17 protein-coding genes are annotated in these 20,574 nt (G+C 71.5%); 12 read left to right on the top strand and 5 right to left on the bottom strand.

Going from position 1 to position 20,574, the window contains the following annotated elements:
- Window positions 1-142: 142 nt before the first annotated feature.
- The 3 genes from RBJ65_RS21875 (at window position 143) to RBJ65_RS21865 (ending at window position 5,664) form a co-directional block, all read left to right on the top strand.
- The gene (locus RBJ65_RS21875; protein WP_306316792.1) at window positions 143-880 is read left to right on the top strand and encodes a FadR/GntR family transcriptional regulator; all 738 of its coding nucleotides are present in this window, start codon (window positions 143-145) and stop codon (window positions 878-880) included.
- A gap of 44 nt (window positions 881-924) precedes the next feature.
- Entirely contained in the window at window positions 925-2,808 is a 1,884-nt protein-coding gene (locus tag RBJ65_RS21870) for a glycosyltransferase (protein WP_306316793.1), read from the top strand.
- 75 nt (window positions 2,809-2,883) lie between these two features.
- Window positions 2,884-5,664 (top strand): beta-N-acetylglucosaminidase domain-containing protein, encoded by a 2,781-nt coding sequence (locus RBJ65_RS21865; protein WP_306316794.1) that lies wholly within the window; start codon window positions 2,884-2,886, stop codon window positions 5,662-5,664.
- Between the two features lie 48 nt (window positions 5,665-5,712).
- On the opposite strand, the gene RBJ65_RS21860 is transcribed toward RBJ65_RS21865, so the two are convergent.
- Window positions 5,713-6,855: an LLM class flavin-dependent oxidoreductase gene (locus RBJ65_RS21860; protein WP_306316795.1), complete on the bottom strand. Its 1,143-nt coding sequence runs from the start codon at window positions 6,853-6,855 to the stop codon at window positions 5,713-5,715.
- A 20-nt stretch (window positions 6,856-6,875) separates the two neighbouring features.
- The gene (locus tag RBJ65_RS21855; protein WP_306316796.1) at window positions 6,876-7,025 is read right to left on the bottom strand and encodes a hypothetical protein; all 150 of its coding nucleotides are present in this window, start codon (window positions 7,023-7,025) and stop codon (window positions 6,876-6,878) included.
- Window positions 7,026-7,472: 447 nt separating this feature from the next.
- Here RBJ65_RS21855 and RBJ65_RS21850 point away from each other — a divergent pair, with 447 nt between their 5' ends.
- The 9 genes from RBJ65_RS21850 to RBJ65_RS21815 all read left to right on the top strand — a co-directional run bounded on the left by RBJ65_RS21850 (window position 7,473) and on the right by RBJ65_RS21815 (window position 16,819).
- A complete protein-coding gene (locus tag RBJ65_RS21850) occupies window positions 7,473-8,009 on the top strand; it encodes a winged helix-turn-helix domain-containing protein (protein WP_306316797.1) in 537 nt (178 codons plus the stop codon).
- Between the two features lie 12 nt (window positions 8,010-8,021).
- Window positions 8,022-9,296 carry an acyl-CoA dehydrogenase family protein gene (locus tag RBJ65_RS21845; RefSeq protein WP_306317149.1) on the top strand — a complete coding sequence of 425 codons (1,275 nt, stop codon included), beginning with the start codon at window positions 8,022-8,024 and terminating at the stop codon, window positions 9,294-9,296.
- Window positions 9,297-9,418: 122 nt separating this feature from the next.
- Window positions 9,419-9,649: a putative leader peptide gene (locus RBJ65_RS42145; RefSeq protein WP_372341184.1), complete on the top strand. Its 231-nt coding sequence runs from the start codon at window positions 9,419-9,421 to the stop codon at window positions 9,647-9,649.
- On the top strand, window positions 9,598-10,707 hold the full coding sequence (locus RBJ65_RS21840; RefSeq protein WP_306316798.1) for an ABC transporter substrate-binding protein: 1,110 nt from the start codon (window positions 9,598-9,600) through the stop codon (window positions 10,705-10,707). Before RBJ65_RS42145 ends, RBJ65_RS21840 begins: the two co-directional genes overlap by 52 nt.
- Window positions 10,708-10,746: 39 nt before the next feature.
- Entirely contained in the window at window positions 10,747-11,607 is an 861-nt protein-coding gene (locus tag RBJ65_RS21835) for an ABC transporter ATP-binding protein (RefSeq protein WP_372341195.1), read from the top strand.
- The gene (locus tag RBJ65_RS21830) at window positions 11,594-12,514 is read left to right on the top strand and encodes an ABC transporter permease (protein ID WP_306316800.1); all 921 of its coding nucleotides are present in this window, start codon (window positions 11,594-11,596) and stop codon (window positions 12,512-12,514) included. Before RBJ65_RS21835 ends, RBJ65_RS21830 begins: the two co-directional genes overlap by 14 nt.
- A gap of 93 nt (window positions 12,515-12,607) precedes the next feature.
- Window positions 12,608-13,426 (top strand): PTS sugar transporter subunit IIA, encoded by an 819-nt coding sequence (locus RBJ65_RS21825; protein ID WP_306316801.1) that lies wholly within the window; start codon window positions 12,608-12,610, stop codon window positions 13,424-13,426.
- Between the two features lie 46 nt (window positions 13,427-13,472).
- Window positions 13,473-15,047, top strand: coding sequence for a PTS ascorbate transporter subunit IIC (locus tag RBJ65_RS21820; RefSeq protein ID WP_306316802.1), 1,575 nt, complete (start codon window positions 13,473-13,475; stop codon window positions 15,045-15,047).
- Window positions 15,048-15,199: 152 nt separating this feature from the next.
- Window positions 15,200-16,819 (top strand): serine/threonine-protein kinase, encoded by a 1,620-nt coding sequence (locus tag RBJ65_RS21815; protein WP_306316803.1) that lies wholly within the window; start codon window positions 15,200-15,202, stop codon window positions 16,817-16,819.
- A 25-nt stretch (window positions 16,820-16,844) separates the two neighbouring features.
- Here RBJ65_RS21815 and RBJ65_RS21810 read toward each other — a convergent pair whose 3' ends face one another.
- From RBJ65_RS21810 to RBJ65_RS21800, 3 genes are all read right to left on the bottom strand, one after another.
- The gene (locus RBJ65_RS21810; protein ID WP_306316804.1) at window positions 16,845-17,813 is read right to left on the bottom strand and encodes a D-alanyl-D-alanine carboxypeptidase family protein; all 969 of its coding nucleotides are present in this window, start codon (window positions 17,811-17,813) and stop codon (window positions 16,845-16,847) included.
- A 130-nt stretch (window positions 17,814-17,943) separates the two neighbouring features.
- Window positions 17,944-19,260 (bottom strand): hypothetical protein, encoded by a 1,317-nt coding sequence (locus tag RBJ65_RS21805; protein WP_306316805.1) that lies wholly within the window; start codon window positions 19,258-19,260, stop codon window positions 17,944-17,946.
- On the bottom strand, window positions 19,257-20,567 hold the full coding sequence (locus RBJ65_RS21800) for a CHAT domain-containing protein (RefSeq protein ID WP_306316806.1): 1,311 nt from the start codon (window positions 20,565-20,567) through the stop codon (window positions 19,257-19,259). The genes RBJ65_RS21805 and RBJ65_RS21800 overlap by 4 nt, the downstream gene beginning before the upstream one ends.
- Window positions 20,568-20,574 lie beyond the last annotated feature (7 nt).

Raw genomic sequence — 20,574 nt, 5'->3', positions numbered from 1 at the left:
AGATTTCCGGCCGCATGAACCCCTTGACCTGCACTTTCGCGGCTGATGTCATACGCGCCCGCACCCGCGCGCGGCCGTGCGCACCGCCGCGTACCGCGCAGGTGCTTGCATGTGCCGCCGCTGTGTTTGATGTACTTACGCGGTGACCAGTACGCCTCAGGACGACCCCGCCGACCTGTCCCGACTTCTGCGCCCCGTGGTGCGCGAGTCGACCGTGACCGAGGTCGCCAAGCGGCTGCTCGACCACCTCGCCGCGGGCAACATCAAGCCCGGCACCCGGCTGCCCGCCGAACGCAACCTCGCCGAGGCGCTGAACGTCGCCCGCTCCAGCGTGCGCGGCGCCCTCTCGGCGCTCGACGTGCTGGGCATCATCGAGATCCGGCCCGGCTCCGGCTCCTACGTCCGCGAGGGCACGTCGGACTTCCTCCCGCAGGCCATCAACTGGGGCCTGATGCTGGGTCAGCGCCGCACCCAGGACCTGGTCGAGGTGCGCCGCTACATGGAAGGTGTCTCGGCCCGGCTCGCCGCCGAGCGCGCCCGCCCCGAGGACATCGAGCGCCTCGACGAGCTGCACGCGGCGCTGCGCCGGGCCGGTGCGGACGGCGGCACGGAGGCGTTCGTCGAGGCGGACATCGCCTTCCACCTGGAGATCGCCCATATCGCGGGCAATTCCGTGCTCAGCGACATACTCCACTCCATCCGCGCCCTGCTCCAGGTCTGGATGGAGCGCGTCAACGACCTTGAGGGCACCATCAGCGGCACCCTCTGCGAACACGGCGCGGTCGTCGACGCCATCCGCTCCCACGACCCCGACGGCGCGGACCGCGCGATGGCGGACCACATGCACAAGGCGAACGAACGGCTCCAGCGGACGGTGTAGTTCACCCCCCGGGGGGGGCTGGACATGTGACACCTAGGAGTGGCGTGACGACAGGCATGTCGTTTACGGGCAGCGTGGCGGTGACGCTGGCGGCTGCGCACACCGGGGCGACCGTGCTGGTGGGCCGGCGAACGTCGCGCCGTGCGGCGCGAGTTGTGGGCGAGTGGGCCCTTGTGCTTGCGCTCGCGGGCGCGGCGGCGACGGTCGCCCACGGGCGGGTGCTGTCGGGTGAGGTGCTGCTCCTGGTGGCCCTCGTGCCGGTGCTGTGGCTCGCGGCGCGGCCGCTGACCGGGGCGTTGCGTCCGGCGGGGCGCATCGCGGTGCCGGTGTCCGTGGCGGCGCACCTGGCCCTGCTCGCCTGGTGCGCCTCCGCCGTGACCACGCGGGAAGGCGCGTGGGCGGCGCGCGTGGCCCTGACGGTGTGGCTGGTGGCGGGTGTGCCCCGGATGCTGCTGCTCCTGCTCGACACGTACCTCAACCAGGAGCGGCTGTTGCGTGACACCTGGCGCGCTCCGCACGAGCCGCCGGCGCGCGAGCGGTTCACCGGCCCCTTCGTGAGCGTGCAGGTGCCCTGTCACGCCGAGCCGCCCGAGGTGGTCGTCGCGACGCTCGACGCGCTGGCCGCGCAGCGGTACGCGGACTACGAGGTGCTGGTCGTCGACAACAACACCGCCGACCCGGCGCTGTGGCAGCCGGTGCGCGAGCACTGCGCGCGGCTCGGGGAGCGCTTCCGGTTCCATCATGTGGAGGGCCTGGCCGGCGCCAAGGCCGGGGCGCTCAACTATGCGATGGAGCACGCCAGTTCGCAGGCGCGCGTGGTGGCCGTCCTGGACGCCGACTACCAGGCGCGCCCCGACTTCCTGTCCCGGCTCGTGCCGCTCTTCGACGACCCCGGGACCGGCTTCGTACAGACCCGCCACGACTACCGGGACTGGCGGAACAGCCCCTATCTGAGCGGCTGTTACTGGGAATACCGGCAGATGTACGGGACGTACCTGGTGGCGCGCGCCGAGCGCGGGGCCGCGATCGTGGCGGGCACCATGTGTCTGATCCGGGCCTCGGCGCTGCGCGAGGTCGGCGGCTGGGCGCAGTGGTGCAGCTCCGAGGACTCAGAGCTGTCCCTGCGGCTGCACGCGGCGGGGTACCGCTCGCACTACTTCGACGAGGGCTTCGGGCACGGTCTGGTCCCGGAGACGTTCGGCGGCTACCGCCGCCAGCGCGCCCGCTGGGTCTTCGGGCCCGCGCAGGAACTGCGCAGGCACTGGCGGCTGATACTGCCCGGGCGCTGGGCGCCCACGTCCAGGATGACCGGATGGCACAAACTGCTGCACGCCCACCACGGCGCCCGGGAGATGACCCGCGCGGCCTGCACGGCGGTCGGCATGGGGTGCGCGGCCGTCCTCGGCGGCGTCCTGATGGCCGGCGGCGAGGTGCCGTGGGATCCGGCGCTGCCCGCGGTGGCCGTGCTGCTCGCCCTTGACGGGCTCGCGCTGCGCTGGTGTCTGCTGCGCCGGGTGCTCGGCGCCCCGGCGCGGCAGGCGGCGCGCGCGGTCTGGGCGCAGACGGCGCTGCACCACATCACGTGGGCCGCCGTGCTGCCTTCGTGGTGGACCATGCACCGGCCGTGGCGGCGGACCGACAAGTTTCCCGCGCTGCCGAAGGGGCTCGCGGCACTGTGGCCGGTGTGGCCCGAAGTCGCCCTCGGGGCGCTGTGGGCGATCGCCGCCACCGCCACGGGAGTTCTGGCCCCGGCCGGACCAGCCACGTTCGGCGTCTGTGTCCTGCTGGGCTGGTACGCGTGCCTGGCCTGGTCGGCGCCGCTGCTGGCGATTCGCGCGGACCGGGCCCTGTCGGCGGCCGCGCAGTCGGCCCCCTCCCTTCCGGTTGCGCGAAACTGCTCGAAGTCTCGTGCAAGCACGCAACATTGACAGTGCATCACCACGGTGGTCTAGTCCGCTAGAGCACGAGAGCATGCCGCATGTGCCAACCGTGGAGGTACACGTATGTTCCGCCCGAAGCACAGATCTCGTAGTAGATCTCGTAGTAGATCTCGTAGGACGCCTCTCATATCCGTCCTCGCGGTGGCGGCCCTGGCCGCCGCTCCCCTCACCCTCGACCCCGGCCCGGCCACCGCCGGGACCGGGACTGATACCGGAACCGGGCCACAGGCCGAGGCCGGGGAGGGGGCGGGGGCGCCCGCCATCACTCCCACCCCGCACAGCGCGCGGCAGCGCGCCGACCGGATCACCGTCACCCCCGACGTCACCCTCGTCACCGGCGCGAAGTCCGACCCGGCCGCCGTGGATGTCACCACCGCCGCGCTGAAGGCGGCCGGCGCGCGGGATGTCAGCACCGCCACGAAGGCCCCCGCCGGGTCCGGTTCGCTGGCGGTCTACGTCGGCGGTCCTGCCGAGAACCCGGCGTCGGCGGGCGCGTTGGAGGCACTGAACGTCGACGGGCCCTCCGGGCTCGCCGCCGAGGGGTACGTCCTCGCCATGGGCGGCGAGGGCGCGGGCCGCGTCGTCCTGTCCGGCACCGACCCGACCGGTACGTACTACGCCGCGCAGTCACTGCGCCAAGTGCTGCCGCACCGCACGGCTCCCGGCGCGACGGTGCGCGGACTCGCCGTGCGCGACTGGCCCGCGACGCCGACGCGCGGCGTCATCGAGGGCTTCTACGGCACACCGTGGTCGCACCAGGCGCGCCTGGACCAACTCGACTACTACGGCGAGCACAAGATGAACATCTACGTGTATTCGCCGAAGGACGACCCGTATCTGCGCGCCAAGTGGCGCGACCCTTATCCGGCCGAACAGCTCGCCGACATCAAGGAGTTGGTGGACCGGGCGCGCGCGAAGCACGTCGAGTTCACCTACGCCCTCTCCCCCGGCCTGAGCGTCTGCTACAGCTCCGACGACGACCTCAAGGCGCTCACCGACAAGTTCCAGACACTGTGGGACATCGGGGTGCGGCAGTTCGCGGTGCCGCTGGACGACATCAGCTACACCGACTGGAACTGCGAAGCGGACAAGGCGAAATGGGGCACGGGCGGCGGCGCGGCAGGACAGGCGCAGGCGTATCTGCTCAACCGGGTCAACGAGCGGTTCATCAAGACCCATGACGGCGCGCTGCCGCTGCAGATGGTGCCGACGGAGTACTACAACACCACCTCGACCCCGTACAAGGCGGCGCTCTCCGGCCAACTCGACAAGGACGTACTCGTCGAGTGGACGGGCGAGGGTGTCGTCGCGCCGACGATGACGGTGGCTCAGGCGCAGCGCGCCAAGGCCGTGTTCGGGCACGAGATCCTGACGTGGGACAACTATCCCGTCAACGACTTCGCCACGGGACGCCTTTTCCTCGGGCCGTTCACCGGACGCGAGAAGGGGCTCGCCGAGCAGCTCGCCGGGATCACCGCGAACCCGATGATCCAGCCGTACGCGTCGAAGCTCGCGCTGCACTCCGTCGCCGACTACACGTGGAACGACGAGGCGTACGATCCCGACGCCTCGTACCGCGGCGCCGTCGCGGAGGCCGCCGGTGGGAACACCGAAGTGGCGCGCGCCATGCGGGCGTTCACGGACGTCAACCACAGTTCGCGGATGGACGCCGTGGAGGCGCCCGAGCTGTCGAAGCTGATGAAGGGGTACTGGGCGGGTTCCGTTCCGGCGTCCCGGCTGACGGCGGCGTTCGCGGCGCTGCGGGACGCGCCCGCGACGATCCGCGACGCGGCGGACGACGGCCCCGTCGAGAAGGGCTTCGCCCGGGACTCCGGTCCGTGGCTGGACGCGGCGCGGGCGTGGGGCGCCGCCGGGGTCACGGCGGTGCGGATGGTCGAGGAGCAGCGGGCCGGGCACACCGCCGCGGCCTGGGCGCTCCGCCAGCAACTGCCCGAGCTGATCGCCGAGGCGAAGTCGTACCGGTACACCGACCTGAACGGGAACAAGGTGCCGGTGATCGTCGGTGAGGGTGTGCTCGAACCGTTCTTCGCGAAGGCGCGGGACGCGTCCAACGAACGGCTCGGCCTGCCGCCGCAGCCGACCGGCACGACCGGGCTGCCGGTCTACAACGGCAACACGGCCGACCGTATGACGGACGGCGACGACTCCACGTACTTCTGGAGCAGCCGGGCGCCGAAGTCGGGCGAGAGCGTCGGCGTCGACCTGGGCGGCCAACAGCCCCTCGGATCGGTGAAGTTGACGATGGGTAAGTCGGGCAGCACCGAGGACTACCTCCACAAGGGTGTCCTGGAGTATTCGTCGGACGGCAGCACCTGGCACGCCCTTGGCGAAGGGTTCAGCGGGCAGGCGACGTGGTCGGCGGACGCGCCGAGCGGCACCACCGCCCGGTACGTGCGTGCCCGCGCGACGGCCGACCAGTCGAACTGGCTGGTCGTCCGCGAGTTCACGGTGGCGCGAACGGACCGCCCGACGGTGAGCGGCGGCCCGGCCCCGACCGAAGGCAGCAGCCTGGCCTCGGCGGCGGACGGCGTCCCCGAGAACGCCTACCGCGCCGCCTCCGCCCCGGCGGCGGGCGACGCGCTCACGGTGACGTACCCGGCGCCGCGAGCCGTGTCCTCGGTGACGGTGCTGCGCCCGGACGACGCGGCCACCGCGAAGGCGCGGGTGCAGGTGCGCGTCGACGGCGCGTGGCGGACCATCGGCGCGCTCGAAGGCCCCGCCACCACGCTGCCCGCGCCCGCCGGGGCGGACGCGGACGCGGTGCGGCTGGCATGGAGCGAAGGGGCGGCGGCTCCGGCGGTGAACGAGGTGATCGCCAAGTAGCCGAGAGGGTGGCGTCGTTGACGTGAGCGTCGCGGGTGCGGGAGACGTTCAGAGGTCTCCCGCACCCGCGGCGAAGGGGTGCCGCCACAGGCCCTGCGCCTGGAGGCGTGGCAGCACGTTCTCGCCGAACCAGTACGCCTCTTCCAGATGCGGATAGCCGGACAGCACGAACTCGTCGATGCCCAGGGCCGCGTACTCCTTGATCCGCTCGGCGACCTCCTCGTGGCTGCCGACGAGCGCCGTGCCGGCTCCTCCCCGCACCAGGCCGATGCCCGCCCACAGGTTCGGGTGGATCTCCAGTGACTCGCGGCTCCCGCCGCCGTGCAGGGCGAGCATCCGCTGCTGTCCGACGGACTCACTGCGCGCGAGGCCCGCCTGCACTGCCTTGATGCTCGCCTCGTCGAAGCCGTCCAGGATGCGGTCGGCCTCCGCCCACGCCTGTGCGGAGGTGTCGCGCGTGATGACATGCAGCCGGATGCCGAAGCGCGGGGTGCGCCCCTGACGCGCCGCGAGCCCCCGCACCCAGGCGATCTTCTCCGCCACCTGCGCGGGCGGCTCACCCCAGGTCAGGTACACATCCGCGTGCCGGGCGGCGACCTCCCCCGCCAACGGCGACGACCCACCGAAGTACACGTCGGGCACCGGGTCGGGCACGCGGGCGAGCCGCGCGTCCGCCACCCGGAGGTGCTCGCCGTCGAAGTCGACGGGCTTGCCCTCCCACAACTCTCTTACGATGCCCAGGAATTCGCCGGTCCGTCGATAGCGGTCGTCCTTGCCGAGGAAGTCTCCGTACGCCCGCTGCTCGTGACTCTCGCCGCCGGTGACGACGTTGAGCAGGAGCCGTCCGCCGGTCCGCCGCTGGAAGGTCGACGCCATCTGCGCGGCGAGCGTCGGCGACACGAAGCCGGGGCGGAAGGCGACGAGGAACTTGAGCCGCTCGGTGTGCTGGCCGACCATCGCGGTCGTCAGCCACGCGTCCTCGCACCAGGCCCCGGTCGGGGTGAGCGCGCCCACGAACCCGAGGTCCTCGGCGGCACGGGCGATCTGGCTCAGGTACGCGACCGTCGGCGGGCGGTCGCGGCCGAAGGCGGTGGCCGGGGTGCCGTGGCCGCCGCCGACGACGTGCCGACTGTCGCCGTTGGTGGGCAGGAACCAGTGGAAGGTGAGGGGTGTGGGTGTAGGTGTGGGCATGGGGGCTCCGTTCGCTGGTCTCAGGTGTGTTCGGGCGGGTTGACGCGTGATGTCTCGATCGCCGAGGCGGAGGTGTCTCCCGTCTTGACCGAGAAGCCCTGGCGCCGGAGTTGGAGGCCGAGCACCTTGGCCGCCCTGGAGAGCGGGCAGCAGTGCGGCGACGGAGTCACGGAGTCACGGAGTCACCGAAGGAGGGAAGGGCCGGTCAGCGGGCCCGCTGCCGTGTCAGGCGCAACAAGCCGCGGACCACACCCGACCGAAGTCGATGTGGTCACGCGAGACCAAGTGCTGCTGGGCAGTCATGCGGACCATTGAGCAGGACAGCGCGCCGCACGTCAAGCGGAACCCGTCCGGTGCCCGCCCGCCGGGACGCCCCGACTCGGCCGTTTCCAGGCACAGTTGACACAACCGCGGCTCCGGCCCACCACTTTCCCTACTGAATTACTAGGAAATACTTGACCGGGCCCGCCGCGGGCGCACAAGATGATGCACATGTCCCGTACGCAGCAACGACTCGTTCGTCGTCGGCACGTCGACTTTGGTCACGTCGTCAGCGCCGCGTGCTGTCACGCGTAAGACACGCGTCCGACACACCACACCACCAAGGGACATCAGCCATGACCACGGCACCCCAGATCCGGACCACCACCCCCGACGCCACCGCGCCGCCGTCCGACACCCGCCACCTCAGCCTGGTGCGCGAGGCCCCCGGCGGCACCGGGCAGCACACCTCCGTACCGATGGTCGGATACCTGCTGCTCGTGCCCGAGGGCACCGACCCCGCCGAACTCTTCGCCGACGACCGGCCGCGGCCGGAGATCCGACCGGTGACCGCCACGGACGACGCCATCCGGATCGACTCCGCGCGGCACGTGGCCGAGCTGGACGGGCGTGAACTCGACCTCACCTACCTGGAGTTCGAGCTCCTCGCGCACCTCGTCCAGCGCCCCCACCACGTGCTGACCCGCGAGCTGCTCGTGAGCAGCGTCTGGGGCTACGACCACGTCGGCGACGGCCGCACCGTGGACGTGCACATCGCCCGGCTGCGCCGCAAGCTCGGCAAGGCGCACCGGCAGCGGATCGTCACCGTACGGCGCGTGGGCTACAAGTACGTGCCGACCGCCCCGGACTCCACCCCCTACCACCGACCCTGAGGAGACCCCGTGATGGGCCCCGCCGCCGCGTCGCTCCACCCCGCATCGACGTACGACCGGACGACCGGGCCCGACCGTCCGTACTGGCTGCGCGTGGCCCGGGAGGCGGCGGACGATCTCGCGACGGACGCGGTCGCCCGCGAGCAGGCGGGCAAGGCGCCGGTCGACGAGGTGTCACGGCTGCGCGAGGCGGGGTTGCTGACACCTCCGGTGCCGGCCGGGGCCGAAGCCGAGTCCGAGGCCGACGACGGGGCCGACGGCGAGGGCGAGGGGGCCGGGCGGGGCTGGGCCGCGGCGTTCGCCGTCGTGCGTGAGATCGCCGCGGCCGACGGTGCGATCGCCCAACTCCTCGGCTGTCACTACTTCTTGTCGGGCAGCGCCCGGTTCTTCGCCGGGCCCGCGCTCGCCGCGCGCATCGAGGAGCGGTCGGCGGCCGGGCGGTGGTGCTGGGGCGGCGGGTTCGCCCGCCAGGAACCCGCGCTCACCCTCGCCGGCACGCCGGGCGGCCTGGTGCTCAATGGGCGGCAGGACTACACGACCGGGGTGCTCGTCGCCGACCGGCTCGCCGTGCGGGCCACGCGCGCGGACACGGGCACGCCGCTCGCCGTCGTCGTGGACACGGCGCGTCGTGGTGTCACGGTCGACGGCGCGGCCGACACCTTCGGGCGGCGGCTCGCGGCCGGTGGCAGCGTGGAGTTCGACGAGGTGGCGGTGGCCGCCGACGAGGTGCTCGGCCCGCTCTCCGCCGACGAGGAACTGCTGCCGCCGCGGGCCGCCATGGCCTCCCCTGTCGCCCACCTCGTCGCCGTCCAGATCCTGCTCGGCACCGCCGAGGGAACGCTCGCCGAGGCCCGCGAGTACAGCAGGGCCGGGCAGGCGCCGCCGCACCCGTCCTGGCCGGTCGGCAGCCCCCACGACCCGCAGGTCCTCACCGCGTACGGGGAGCTGACGGTGCTCATCCGCGCCGCGTCCGCGCTCGCGGGGCAGGCGCTGGACGCCGTACAGGGCGCGCTGGCGCTCGGCGACGACCTCGGCTACGACGCGTACGCGGAGGTCTCCGCCCTCGTGACCATGGCGGAGGCCGCAGCGTCCCGGGCCGCGCAGGAGTCGACCGCGCGGGCCCTGGACATCGTCGGCCCGCGCGCCGCCTCCGCGCGCCTCGGCTTCGACCGCTTCTGGCGCAACGCACGAACCCACACCCTGTACGAGCCGGTCGGGCACCAACTCCGCGACATCGGCGACTACTTCCTCAACGGCGCGCACCCTCCGTTCGCCCTCCCCAGCTGACCACTCCCGCATTCCGAGACGCATCCGTCCAATACCTGGACACCCTCTTGGGAAGGGCGCCGCCGTCTGCCAGTATCCCTATCTATCCGGTAGGGAAACTGGGGAAGTCGGGGAGGTCAGCCATGCGCACGACGCGAACGCCGAGCCGCGCGCACCTGTCGCGCCTCCTGCTGACCTCGCGCCGCCACATCGACCTCGGCCGCACGTCGAGCGCCATCTGTCGCGCCATCCGAGTCCGTTCGTCGCTCCGCGCGTCCATCACCGCCGCACCGCCCCCTCCCTTTCCCGAGAGGTCATCTCCGTGTCTGCCGCACGCCCTCGCACCACCACCCTGCGCAATCTCGCCGCCATAGCCGCGCTGCCGCTCCTGCTGAGCGCGTGCGGCTACGGCTCCCAGTCGGCCGACGACGGCGCCCAGGCCAAGGCCGCCGCGGGCGGCAAGAAGCTCTCCGTCGACACGGTGAAGATCGGATACTTCCCCAACCTCACGCACGGCACGGCTTTGGTCGGCGTGCAACAGGGCCTGTTGCAGAAGGAGTTGGGCGGCACCCGGATCAAGCCGTCGACCTTCAACGCGGGCCCCTCCGAGATCGAGGCCCTCAACGCCGGGTCCATCGACATCGGCTGGATCGGCCCCTCCCCCGCCATCAACGGCTACACCAAGTCGCAGGGCGACTCCCTGCGCATCATCGGCGGTTCGGCCTCGGGCGGCGTCAAGCTGGTCGTCGACCCGAAGAAGATCAAGACCCTGGACGACCTCAAGGGCAAGAAGATCGCCACACCCCAGTTCGGCAATACGCAGGACGTCGCGTTCCTCAACTGGATCGCGGAGAAGGGCTGGAAGGTCGACGCGCAGAGCGGCAAGGGCGATGTCTCCGTCGTCCGTACGGACAACAAGATCACGCCGGACGCCTACAAGTCGGGTTCCATCGACGGCGCCTGGGTGCCGGAGCCGACCGCGTCGAAGCTCGCCTCCGAGGGTGCGAAGGAACTGCTCGACGAGTCGGACCTGTGGCCGGACAAGAAGTTCGTGATCACGAACATGATCGTGTCGCAGAAGTTCCTCAAGGAGCACCCGGACGTCGTCGAGGCCGTGCTGCGCGGCTCCGTGAAGACCAACAAATGGATCAACGCCAACCCGGAGAAGGCCAAGGCCTCCGCCAACGCGGCGCTCAAGAAGCTGTCCGGCAAGGCGCTGCCGGACAATGTCATCGACCCGGCCTGGAAGTCCATCGACTTCCTCGACGACCCGCTGGCCTCGACCCTCGACACCGAGGCGAAGCACGCCGTGAAGTCCGGCCTCCTGGAAAAGCCCGACCTCAAGGGCATCTACGACCTGCGCCCCCTCAATAAGGTCCTCAAGGCCGAGGGCGCGAAGCAGGTCGACGACGCGGGCCTCGGAGCGAAGTAACTCCGGTCCGCAGCACACGAGTTGACGACCACCCAGGAGGTGACACCCATGGCCACCACGTTCACCGAAGCGACCAAGGCCACCAAGGCCGCCAAGGCCAACGAGGCGACCGGAGCGACCGGGGCACCGGCCGAGACCGGGGCGGTGGCGCACGCCGCCCGTATCGAGCACGTCTCGAAGTCCTTTCCCGCGCCGGGCACACCCGGCGGGCAGCAACTCGTCCTGGACGACATCACACTCGATGTCGCACCCGGCGAGTTCGTCACCCTCCTGGGTGCCTCCGGCTGCGGAAAGTCCACCCTGCTCAACCTCGTCGCGGGCCTCGACCTGCCGTCCGCCGGATCCATCGCCACGGACGGCGGGCCCGCCCTGATGTTCCAGGAGCACGCCCTTTTCCCGTGGCTGACCGCGGGCAGGAACATCGAGCTGGCACTCAAGCTGCGCGGCGTCGGGGCGCGGGAGCGGCGCGCCGAAGCGCGGCGCCTGCTGGAACTCGTACGGCTGCCGGACGCGCACGGCAAGCGGGTGCACGAGCTGTCGGGCGGCATGCGGCAGCGCGTCGCGCTCGCCCGCGCGCTCGCCCAGGACAGCCGGCTGCTGCTGATGGACGAGCCGTTCGCCGCGCTCGACGCCATCACCCGCGACGTACTGCACGACGAACTGACCCGTATCTGGCGGGAGACGGGGGTGTCGGTGCTGTTCGTGACGCACAACGTCCGCGAGGCGGTCCGGCTCGCCCAGCGTGTCGTCCTGCTGTCGTCCCGGCCCGGCCGCGTCGCCCGGGAGTGGACGGTCGACATCCCGCAGCCGCGCCACCTAGAGGACGGCGCGGTCGCCGAGCTGTCCGCCGAGATCACCGAAGAACTGCGTGGGGAGATCCGCCGCCATGGCCGTGACTGACAACGCCGTAGCGCCCGCCGACACCGAGAAGGCCGAACAGCCGCCGCGCACAAGCGACTTGGCGGGCGTCGAGGCCGGGCTCGACGCGCTCGACTCGGTGCGGGTCGTCCGCACGCCGCTGCGCGAGACACTCACCCGCAAGGTGCTGCCGCCCGTCACCGCGATCGCCGTGGTGCTGGTGGTCTGGCAGCTGCTGGTGTGGGCGGAGGTCGTCCCCGCGTACAAGCTGGCCTCGCCGTCCGAGGTGTGGGGCGAGGTGCGCGCGGCCTGGCTGCAGGGCACGCTCCTCGACTCCATCTGGACGTCCGTCTCGCGCGGCCTGTTCGGCTTCCTCCTCGCCCTCGCCATCGGCACACCACTCGGACTCCTGGTGGCTCGCGTGCGGTTCGTACGGGCGGCCATCGGGCCCATCCTGTCCGGGCTCCAGGCGCTGCCTTCGGTGGCGTGGGTGCCGCCGGCCGTGATCTGGCTGGGCCTCAACGACTCGATGATGTACGCCGTGATCCTGCTCGGCGCGGTCCCCTCCATCGCCAACGGGCTCGTCGCGGGCATCGACCAGATCCCGCCGCTGTTCCTGCGCGCCGGGCGGACGCTGGGCGCGACCGGGCTCCGGGGGGCGTGGCACATCGTGCTGCCGGGGGCGTTGCCGGGGTATCTCGCGGGTCTGAAGCAGGGCTGGGCGTTCTCCTGGCGTTCGCTGATGGCCGCCGAGATCATCGCGTCGTCGCCCGATCTCGGTGTGGGCCTCGGCCAGTTGCTGGAGAACGGCCGCAACAACAGCAGCATGTCCCAGGTGTTCCTGGCCATCCTCCTGATCCTCGTCGTCGGCATCGCCATCGACCTGCTGATCTTCAGCCCGCTGGAGCGGAGGGTGCTGCGCGGGCGGGGGCTGCTGGTCACCCGCTGAGCACGGGTGAAACAACGAAGGAACCGATAACGAAGGTGCCTCCCTCCGGCGTGTCGTGGTGACATGGGCTCTTCGCTCGGAACCACTGCTCGTATGAGTGAACTCAGCGATCTGATCCCCGTCGAGGCCATCCGCCTCGACGTGGCCGCCCCCGACTGGCAGGCCGCCGTCCGCACGGCCGGTGACCTGCTGGTCTCCACCGACGTCAGCACGGACACGTACACCCAGGAGATGCTCCGCAACGTCGAGGAGAACGGGCCGTACATCGTCATCGCGCCCGGTTTCGCCTTCGCGCACGCGCGGCCGTCGCCCGCCGTGCTGCGCACGGGCATGTCATGGGTGCGGCTTTCGACACCCGTGAACTTCGGGCACGAGACGAACGACCCTGTGCACCTCGTCGTCGCCCTCGCCGCCGAGGACGCCGGGGCACACACCCAGGCGATGGGCGCCCTCGCGCGGCTGCTCGCCGACGCGGACACCTCCGCCGCGCTCGACCGCGCTCCGACACCTCAGGCGCTGCGCCAGATCCTCGTAGGGGACGGGGACACTGAGGTGTCCTCCGGCACACCTCGGCAGGGAGCCGACACACCCCAGCGGGACGCCGCCGCCAAGGGCTCCGGTCATGGCATGCACAAGATCCTGACCGTGTGCGGCAACGGCGTCGGCACGAGCCTGTTCCTCAAGTCGACCCTTGACAAGGTGCTCGACCGCTGGAAGTGGGGCCGGTACATCACCACCGAGGCCACCGACACCATCTCCGCGAAGGGCAAGGCGTCCGAGGCGGTGGCCATCATGACCTCGCGGGAGATCGCGCGGACCCTGGGGGACGTCGGGGTGCCGGTGCGGGTGATCGAGGACTTCACCAGCACCAAGGAGGTCGACGCGGCGATGCGCGACCTGTACGACGTCTGACCCACCTTCCCTCCGCCAACTGCCGCTCCCTCCCCAGGAGTTCCCCATGAACACTCTCGTGGACATCGCGAAGTTCATCGTCAACGAGATCCTCAGCGTCCCCGCGTATCTGATCGGCATCATCACGGCCGTCGGTCTCATCGCCCTCAAGAAGTCCACAGGCCAGATCATCGGCGGCGCCATCAAGGCGACCCTCGGCTTCCTCCTGATCGGCGCGGGCGCGACGCTGGTCACCAACTCGCTCGCGCCGCTCGGCACGATGATCACAGGTGCCACCGGTTCGCACGGCGTCATCCCCACCAACGAGGCGATCGTCGGCATCGCGCAGGCCGAGTACGGCTCGCGGGTGGCCTGGCTGATGATCCTCGGCTTCCTCGTCAGCCTGCTGCTCGCCCGCTTCACCCCGCTCTCGTACGTCTTCCTGACCGGCCATCACATGCTGTTCATGGCCACGCTGTTGACGATGGTGATGGCCACGGCCGGGGTCACCTCGTGGGTCGTGGTCGTCGCGGGCGCGGTGCTGCTGGGCATCATGCTCGTCGCGATGCCCGCCTTCGCGCACCCGTGGACGAAGCGGGTCACCGGCAACAACACCGTCGCGGTCGGGCACTTCGGGACCGCCGGGTACATCGTCTCCGGCGCCACCGGGCAGGCCGTCGGCAAGAAGAGCCGCTCGACGGAGGAGATGAACCTGCCGGAGGGGCTTCGCTTCCTGCGTGACTCGATGGTCGCCACGGCGCTCTCGATGCTGCTCATCTACATGATCATGGCGATCGTCTTCCTCGCGAAGGTCGGGAGGACGGAGGCGTTCAAGGCGTTCGCGACGGGCGGCGGCTCGCCCTCCACGGGCATCGGCAACTACCTGATGTCGTCGGTCAATCAGGGCCTCCAATTCGGCATCGCCGTCGCCGTCATCCTGTTCGGTGTCCGTACGATCCTCGGCGAACTGGTGCCCGCCTTCCAGGGCATCGCGCAGAAGGTGGTGCCGGGCGCCATCCCGGCCCTGGACGCGCCGATCGTCTTCCCGTACGCGCAGAACGCCGTGCTCGTCGGCTTCATCTGCTCGTTCGTCGGCGGCCTGGTCAGCCTCGGGCTCCTCGTCGGTGTCTTCAAGCCGGCGTTCGGCACGGCGCTCGTCCTGCCGGGGCTCGTCCCGCACTTCTTCACCGGTGGCGCGGCGGGCGTCTTCGGCAACGCGACGGGCGGGCGGCGCGGCGCGGCCCTCGGTTCGTTCCTCAACGGTGTGCTGATCACGTTCCTGCCCGCGTTCCTCCTCGGCGTCCTCGGTTCGTTCGGCTCGGCCAACACCACGTTCGGCGACGCCGACTTCGGGTGGCTGGGTCTGATCCTCGGCAACGTGGCGAAGGTGGGTGACGTGGCGGGTGTCGTCCTCATGCTGGTGGTCGGCCTGGTGATCCTCGCCGGGGCCATCACCTGGCAGAAGCGGGTCGTGGACACCGGTTGGGACCCGGGCGCCAAGCGCGCGGCGCTGCTGCCGCCGGAGGACCGGCCCGAGCAGCACGACGAGTCGGCGGGCGGCGAGACCCCCGTCTCCCGTACGTACGCGAAGATCGCGCCGCCGGCGGGTGCGCCGGTGCCGCCGCCTCCGCCGGAGGACTGACCCTCCGGACCGGCGCGGCCGGGAACCGGCGCCCTGGGAAGGTTCTGTGGATCGCGCGCGCCGTGGTGGCGTACGCGCGATGATCCTGGGGTGCCGGTTCACCCTTGGGCGGGTAGGAACGGACGTACGGACGAGACGGGGGAGGTCTGGCGGTGCGGGATCAACTACTCGGCGGCCGTTACCGGTTGGTGCGCCGGCTCGGTGAGGGCGGGATGGGCGAGGTGTGGGAGGCCCAGGACGAGACGCTGGACCGCCGGGTCGCGGTCAAGGTGATCTCCTTGCTCGCGGGCGGCGGGAGCCGGGGGGAAGAGGCGCGTGCCCGGTTCCTGCGCGAGGCGCGGATCACCGCCCGGTTGCAGCACCCGCACATCGTGACCATCCACGACCTCGGCGAGGCCGAGACCGGGGGCAGGGGCGGGGCTGCGGCTGGGGGCGGGATCGGGTCCGGGGGCGGGTCCGGGGCCGGGTCCGGGGCCAATGGCAGCAAGGTGCCGTTCCTGGTGATGGAGCTGGTGCGTGGCGAGGGCCTGGACAGCAAGCTGCGCCGGGGCGCGGTCACCATGGCCGACGCGGCGCGCTGGGGCGGCCAGATCTGTGACGCGCTCGCCGACGCGCACGCGGCGAACATCATGCACCGGGACATCAAGCCCTCCAACATCCTCATCACGCCCTCCGGGACGGTGAAGGTCCTCGACTTCGGTGTGGCGCGCGCCGCCGATCCGTACGCGACCTCGGACCGTCTCACGCAGACCGGCTTCATCGTGGGCACACCCCCGTACATGGCTCCCGAGCAGGCCCGCGGCCATCCGGAGACGCGCAGCGATCTGTACGCGCTGGGGTGCGTGCTCTTCGAACTGCTCACCGGACGGCTGCCGTTCCGGGCCCCCGACACGGTCGGCTATCTCTCGGCGCATCTCACCCAGGAGCCGCCCGCCCCCAGCTCCGTCGGCACGGAGATACCCGGCGCCTGGGACGACGTCGTGCTGACGCTGCTGCGCAAGGACCCCGCCGAGCGGTACGGCACCGCCGGCGACGTCTCCCGCGCGCTGCGGCGGCTCGCCCGGGTTCCCGAGCCCGCGTCGACGCCGACGCCGACCAGAACCCGGGCGGCGACCGTTCCCCCGACGCTGCGCGCCACGACCGGACAACCGGCGGGCGACAGCGGGCTCACCAGACAATCGGCCGTACGCAGAGCGTGGGGCGCGGCCGTGGGCTGGCTCCTGATCACCGTGCTCGCCGTCGTCCTGGCCATCGTCAACAACAATGGCGTATCGGACGAGTTGGACACGTACACCGCGGTCGGCGTCGTCACCCTCGCCACCATCGGGCTCGCCACGTACGTCGGGCTGGTCATGCGCAGGGCCAACCGCACACGGGACGGCGAACCACCCAACCAACTGGACAGCGCCCTGACGGCGCTGGTGCGCTTCGCCCTGCCACCGATCCTGTTCATCCCCTTCGCCGCGAACGCCGGTTTCACGCTCGCCCGGGACATCCACTACGGCCCCCTGCAGCCGAACGAGGTCATCTGGCCGGTCGTCGACACCGTCCTGCTGATCGTCGCCCTGACCCTGGGGGCGGCCCTCACGCCCCGCTCCGGCGGCGTGATGCGCGGCGTGGGATACGCGGTCGCGGTGGTCTTCACCCTCACCGCGGGCTCGCGTTTCACGATGGGGATAGCCATCCCCATCGGCGTACTCACCCTGGTGCTCTTCGCTGCGCGGGACGTCAGGACCCGCCGGGTCCAGCCGGGCGCGTTGCCCAGCCCCTGAACCGGCCCGACCTCGCGACCGTTCGTCAGTGCGCGAAGCCCCAGTCGAGCATCTTCGCGGCGTCGTCGAAGACCTCCTGGTCGGCGCCGACGATGGCGCCGACCAGAGTGCGGTGGTCGCGCTGTGCGGCGAAGACGAGGGAGTAGCCGGCTTCGTCGCCGCTGCCGGTCTTGATGCCGAGGGCGCCGTCGTAGCTGCTCAGCAGGTCGTTGGTGGTTTCCCAGGTGTAGTAGCGGGTGCGGCCGTTGGCGGCCGGGGCCTCGGTCTCGTACTTCTTGTTCTTGACGATGTCGGCGAACACGGGCTGCAGCATGGCGCGTTGGCCGAGCTTCGCCAGGTCGCGGGCGGTGCTGCGGTTGTCGCCGTGCGAGATGCCGTCGAAGGAGTCGAAGTGGGTGCCGGTCATGCCCAACTGGGCTGCCGCGAGGTTCATCTGGTTCTCGAAGTCGGCGATCCGGGCGTCCATGGTGGCGCCGACGCCGTAGTTGTCGGCGAGGGCCATCGCGGCGTCTCCGCCGGAGGGGATCAGCATGGCGTGCAGGAGCTGGCGGGCCGTCAGCTTGTCGCCGGTCTGGAGGTCGGCGGTGCTGGCGCCGTTCTTGGCGACGTAGTCCCGGTACTCCTGCTTCACCGTGATCTGCCGGTCGAGCCACTCGGGGTGCCGGAGCACGACCATCGCGGTCATGATCTTCGTCGTGCTGGCCATCGACACGCTCTCGTCGGCCTTGGGCCCGGCCCACAACTCCCGTTCCTGGCTGCCGTCGCGGGCGTCGAGGAGGTAGGCGTGGTCGGCGTCGGCCGTGATGTCGGGGGCGTCCTGGGCCTTGGCCGCCTGCTCCCCCTCGTCCTGGCCGGCGGCGGAGTGCGTGACACCGGGAGTGGCCGCCTCTGCGATGCCGCCGACGGTGATCGGCACGACGGCCCCGATAAGCGCGACCGTCGCCACGCGGGCTCCGGTGCGGTGCAGACGGTTGGGTCGGGCATGAGAGCCCATGGGACGCCCCCTGTCCCGGCGCGGGAACGGCCGTCGCCGGATCGTCGCGGTAAATCAGTGCATACCGAACCTACTTGCCCTTTGGGTGTGCGCGTCAAGATCGCCACGTCATAACCGGGTAACAGACGCCTCAGCGTGAGAGGTCGGCGAGATTGAGGAGGAGGTGTGCCGTCTCGGGGTGCGCGAAGTCGGAGTGGGCGCGGGCCGGGCTGAGGCGCCCGCTGTTGTAGCGCCAGCTCGAATCGACGCTCACCAAGCGGTGGTCGAGCATGGCGGCGCGGTAGGGGGTGTCGACGGGGAGCAGCCGGAGGGAGGAGACCGGCACGGGGGCCACGCCGACCCCGGAGTGCCCGATGCCCGCGGCGCGCTCCGCCCGGAGGTGCCAGAAGCCGGTGGCCCGGTCGAAGCGGGAGTAGGTGAGGACGATGGGGCCGTGCATGGGCGCTCCGCTGGGAGCGTCGTGCCTGGGCGCTCCGCTGGGAGCGCCGTGCATGGGCGCTCCGCTGGGGGCGTGCAGTGGTGCGCCGGAGGGGCCGTGCCCGGGTGCGCCGGAGGGGGTGTCCGGGGGTGCGCCGGAGGGGCCGTGCCCGGGTGCGCCGGTGGGGGTGTCCGGGGGTGCGCCGGAGGGGCCGTGCCCGGGTGCGCCGGTGGGGGTGTCCGGGGGTGCGTCGGAGGGGGCGTCCGGGGGTGCGTCGGAGGGGGCGTCTGGACGCGCGTCGGCGGGTTCGGGCGGGCCGAAGGCGTCGGCGGGCGCCGGGAGCAGGTCGGGGAAGAGGTCGGTGAAGCAGTCCCGTGGCGCGGCCATCTGGAAGATGACCATGCTGTCCACGGTGAAGGGGTGCCGGGCCGGGCCCGGCGCACCCCAGCCGGCCACCGCGGGTCCACGCGGCCTGGCCGCCCGGCTCACGGCCTCGCACAGAAAGCGGCCGCCGAAGGAGTGCCCGACGAGGTGCAGGAACTGGCCGCGGCGGGTCTTCAGCAGGTCGGGGCCCGGTTTGCTGCGCTCGCCGTCCAAGTAGCCGAGCAGATGGGCCAGTACGTGCGGCGCGTGGCCCGTGTCGTTCGCGCTCATGGCGTGGGCGCGGTCCCGGATCCTCCGGTAGCCCGCGAGCGTGGGCAGGCTGGACGACGGCCACCGTACGACGACGCCCCAGGGCCGGAACGCCTGTAGCCGCGGATAGTGCTCTCCGTGGCGCGCGTGCTGGGCGTGGACGAGCGCGAAGAGTTCCTCGGCCCGGCGCAGCGCGGCGGCGGGCCCGGTCTGCCAGCCGTGTACGTAGACGTAGATGTCGGTGGCCCAGTCGGGCACCCGCAGCGTGCGCGCGAGTCGGGCCCGGACCTTGGCGCTGGGCACGGGATGGCCGCCGGGTCCGACGAGGCGCCCGAGTTCGTCGAGGTCGACGGTGGCGAAGGGGGTGGTGTGGGGCCGGGTGGCGGGGGTTGTCACAGGGCGCGCTCCGGGCGGGTGAGTTTGCTGTCGAGGCCGGAGTGCAGTGAGTAGAGCAGGCCGAGCGGATTGCTGTAGGTGTCGGCGAACGCCCGTGTCAGCTCCTGCATGACGTCGCCCGCCCGCGCCCCGTCGAGGTACGTCTTGAGGAACCGCAGCGCGTACTCCGCGGCGAACGCCACGGGTACGGGGGCCTGCGGGCCGAGCACTCCCGTAGCGCCGTGCCGCAGCAGCGCCATGCCGATGTGATGAACCTGCCCGGAGGACAACTGCCCCAGGTGGCAGGCGTTGAGGAAGACGAACGGCGCGCTGGCGAAGGGCCCGCCCTCGCGCGCCAGTGTCATCCGGCTGCCGATGTCCTGCGCGTCGATGAGGTGCTCGTCGGTGAGCTTGATGGTCATGGCGGGCGGGGTGCCGTCCGGGCCCGGCGACCCGAACTGGCCGTGGCACCAGAAGTACATCAACTCGTCCGCGAACTCCGGCGACACCATGTCGGCGAAGAGGTCCTCGCTGCTGCTGCGGACGGTGAGCCGGGTGACGTCGGACAGCAGCCGCGCCACCTCCGCTGCGGCCGTGGGCGCGCTGAGCAGATCGTCGAGGCCATCGGTGTGCAGGCTCGCGCGCACCCGGTCCGACGCCTCCGGAACGGGGGTCACCGGCGACGGGCCCGGCGGTGGGCCCGGCGGGGGTTCGAGGCAGCTGGTCTGCTCGATCTGGTGGCGGTAGCCGAGGAACCTGTCGAAGGGCGGGCGGCCGCCGTCCACCGGCGGCTCCTCCGGCCGGGGCGGCAGGCACAGCATCGGCCAGGGAAAGTACACGTCCCGGGATTCGAACCGGATGAGCAGGCCGTCCTTGCGCAACACGTCCACGAGTTGGCCACGCAGCCGGACCATCGACGGAGCCGCCCCTTCGAGGAGGCCCATCAGACACTTGTACCCGACGGCGTGCAACGCCCCTATGGCGCGGGCGAGTTCGCCCTCGTCCACCTCCACGTCGGTGAGGTTGACGCCGTCGGAGTACGGGAAGCGGTCCGGGGCGCTCTCGTAGCCGATGAACCGCTCGAACCACACGCGCCGCATGTCGTCGGCGAGCTGCTCCACCTGGGCCTGGCTCTTCTCGAGTACGGCTTCGTGGGTGCCGTACGGGGTGGTCTCCACGGCCCTGCCGAAGAGCAGCACACGGAAGCCGGATCCACAGCGGTCGATGCGCACGGTGAGGTCGCGCGGCCGGTGGGTGGGCTCCTCGGGCAGGTTGGCGAAACCGTCGCCGGTGGTGTCAACGGTGCGGACGGCTAGGCGGGTCGGCACGGCCGGG

This window comes from Streptomyces sp. KL109B, assembly GCF_030766935.1.
Lineage (GTDB): Bacteria > Actinomycetota > Actinomycetes > Streptomycetales > Streptomycetaceae > Streptomyces.
The sequence above is the reverse complement of the archived record's forward strand: the minus strand, read 5'-3'. Positions and strand labels throughout refer to the sequence as shown.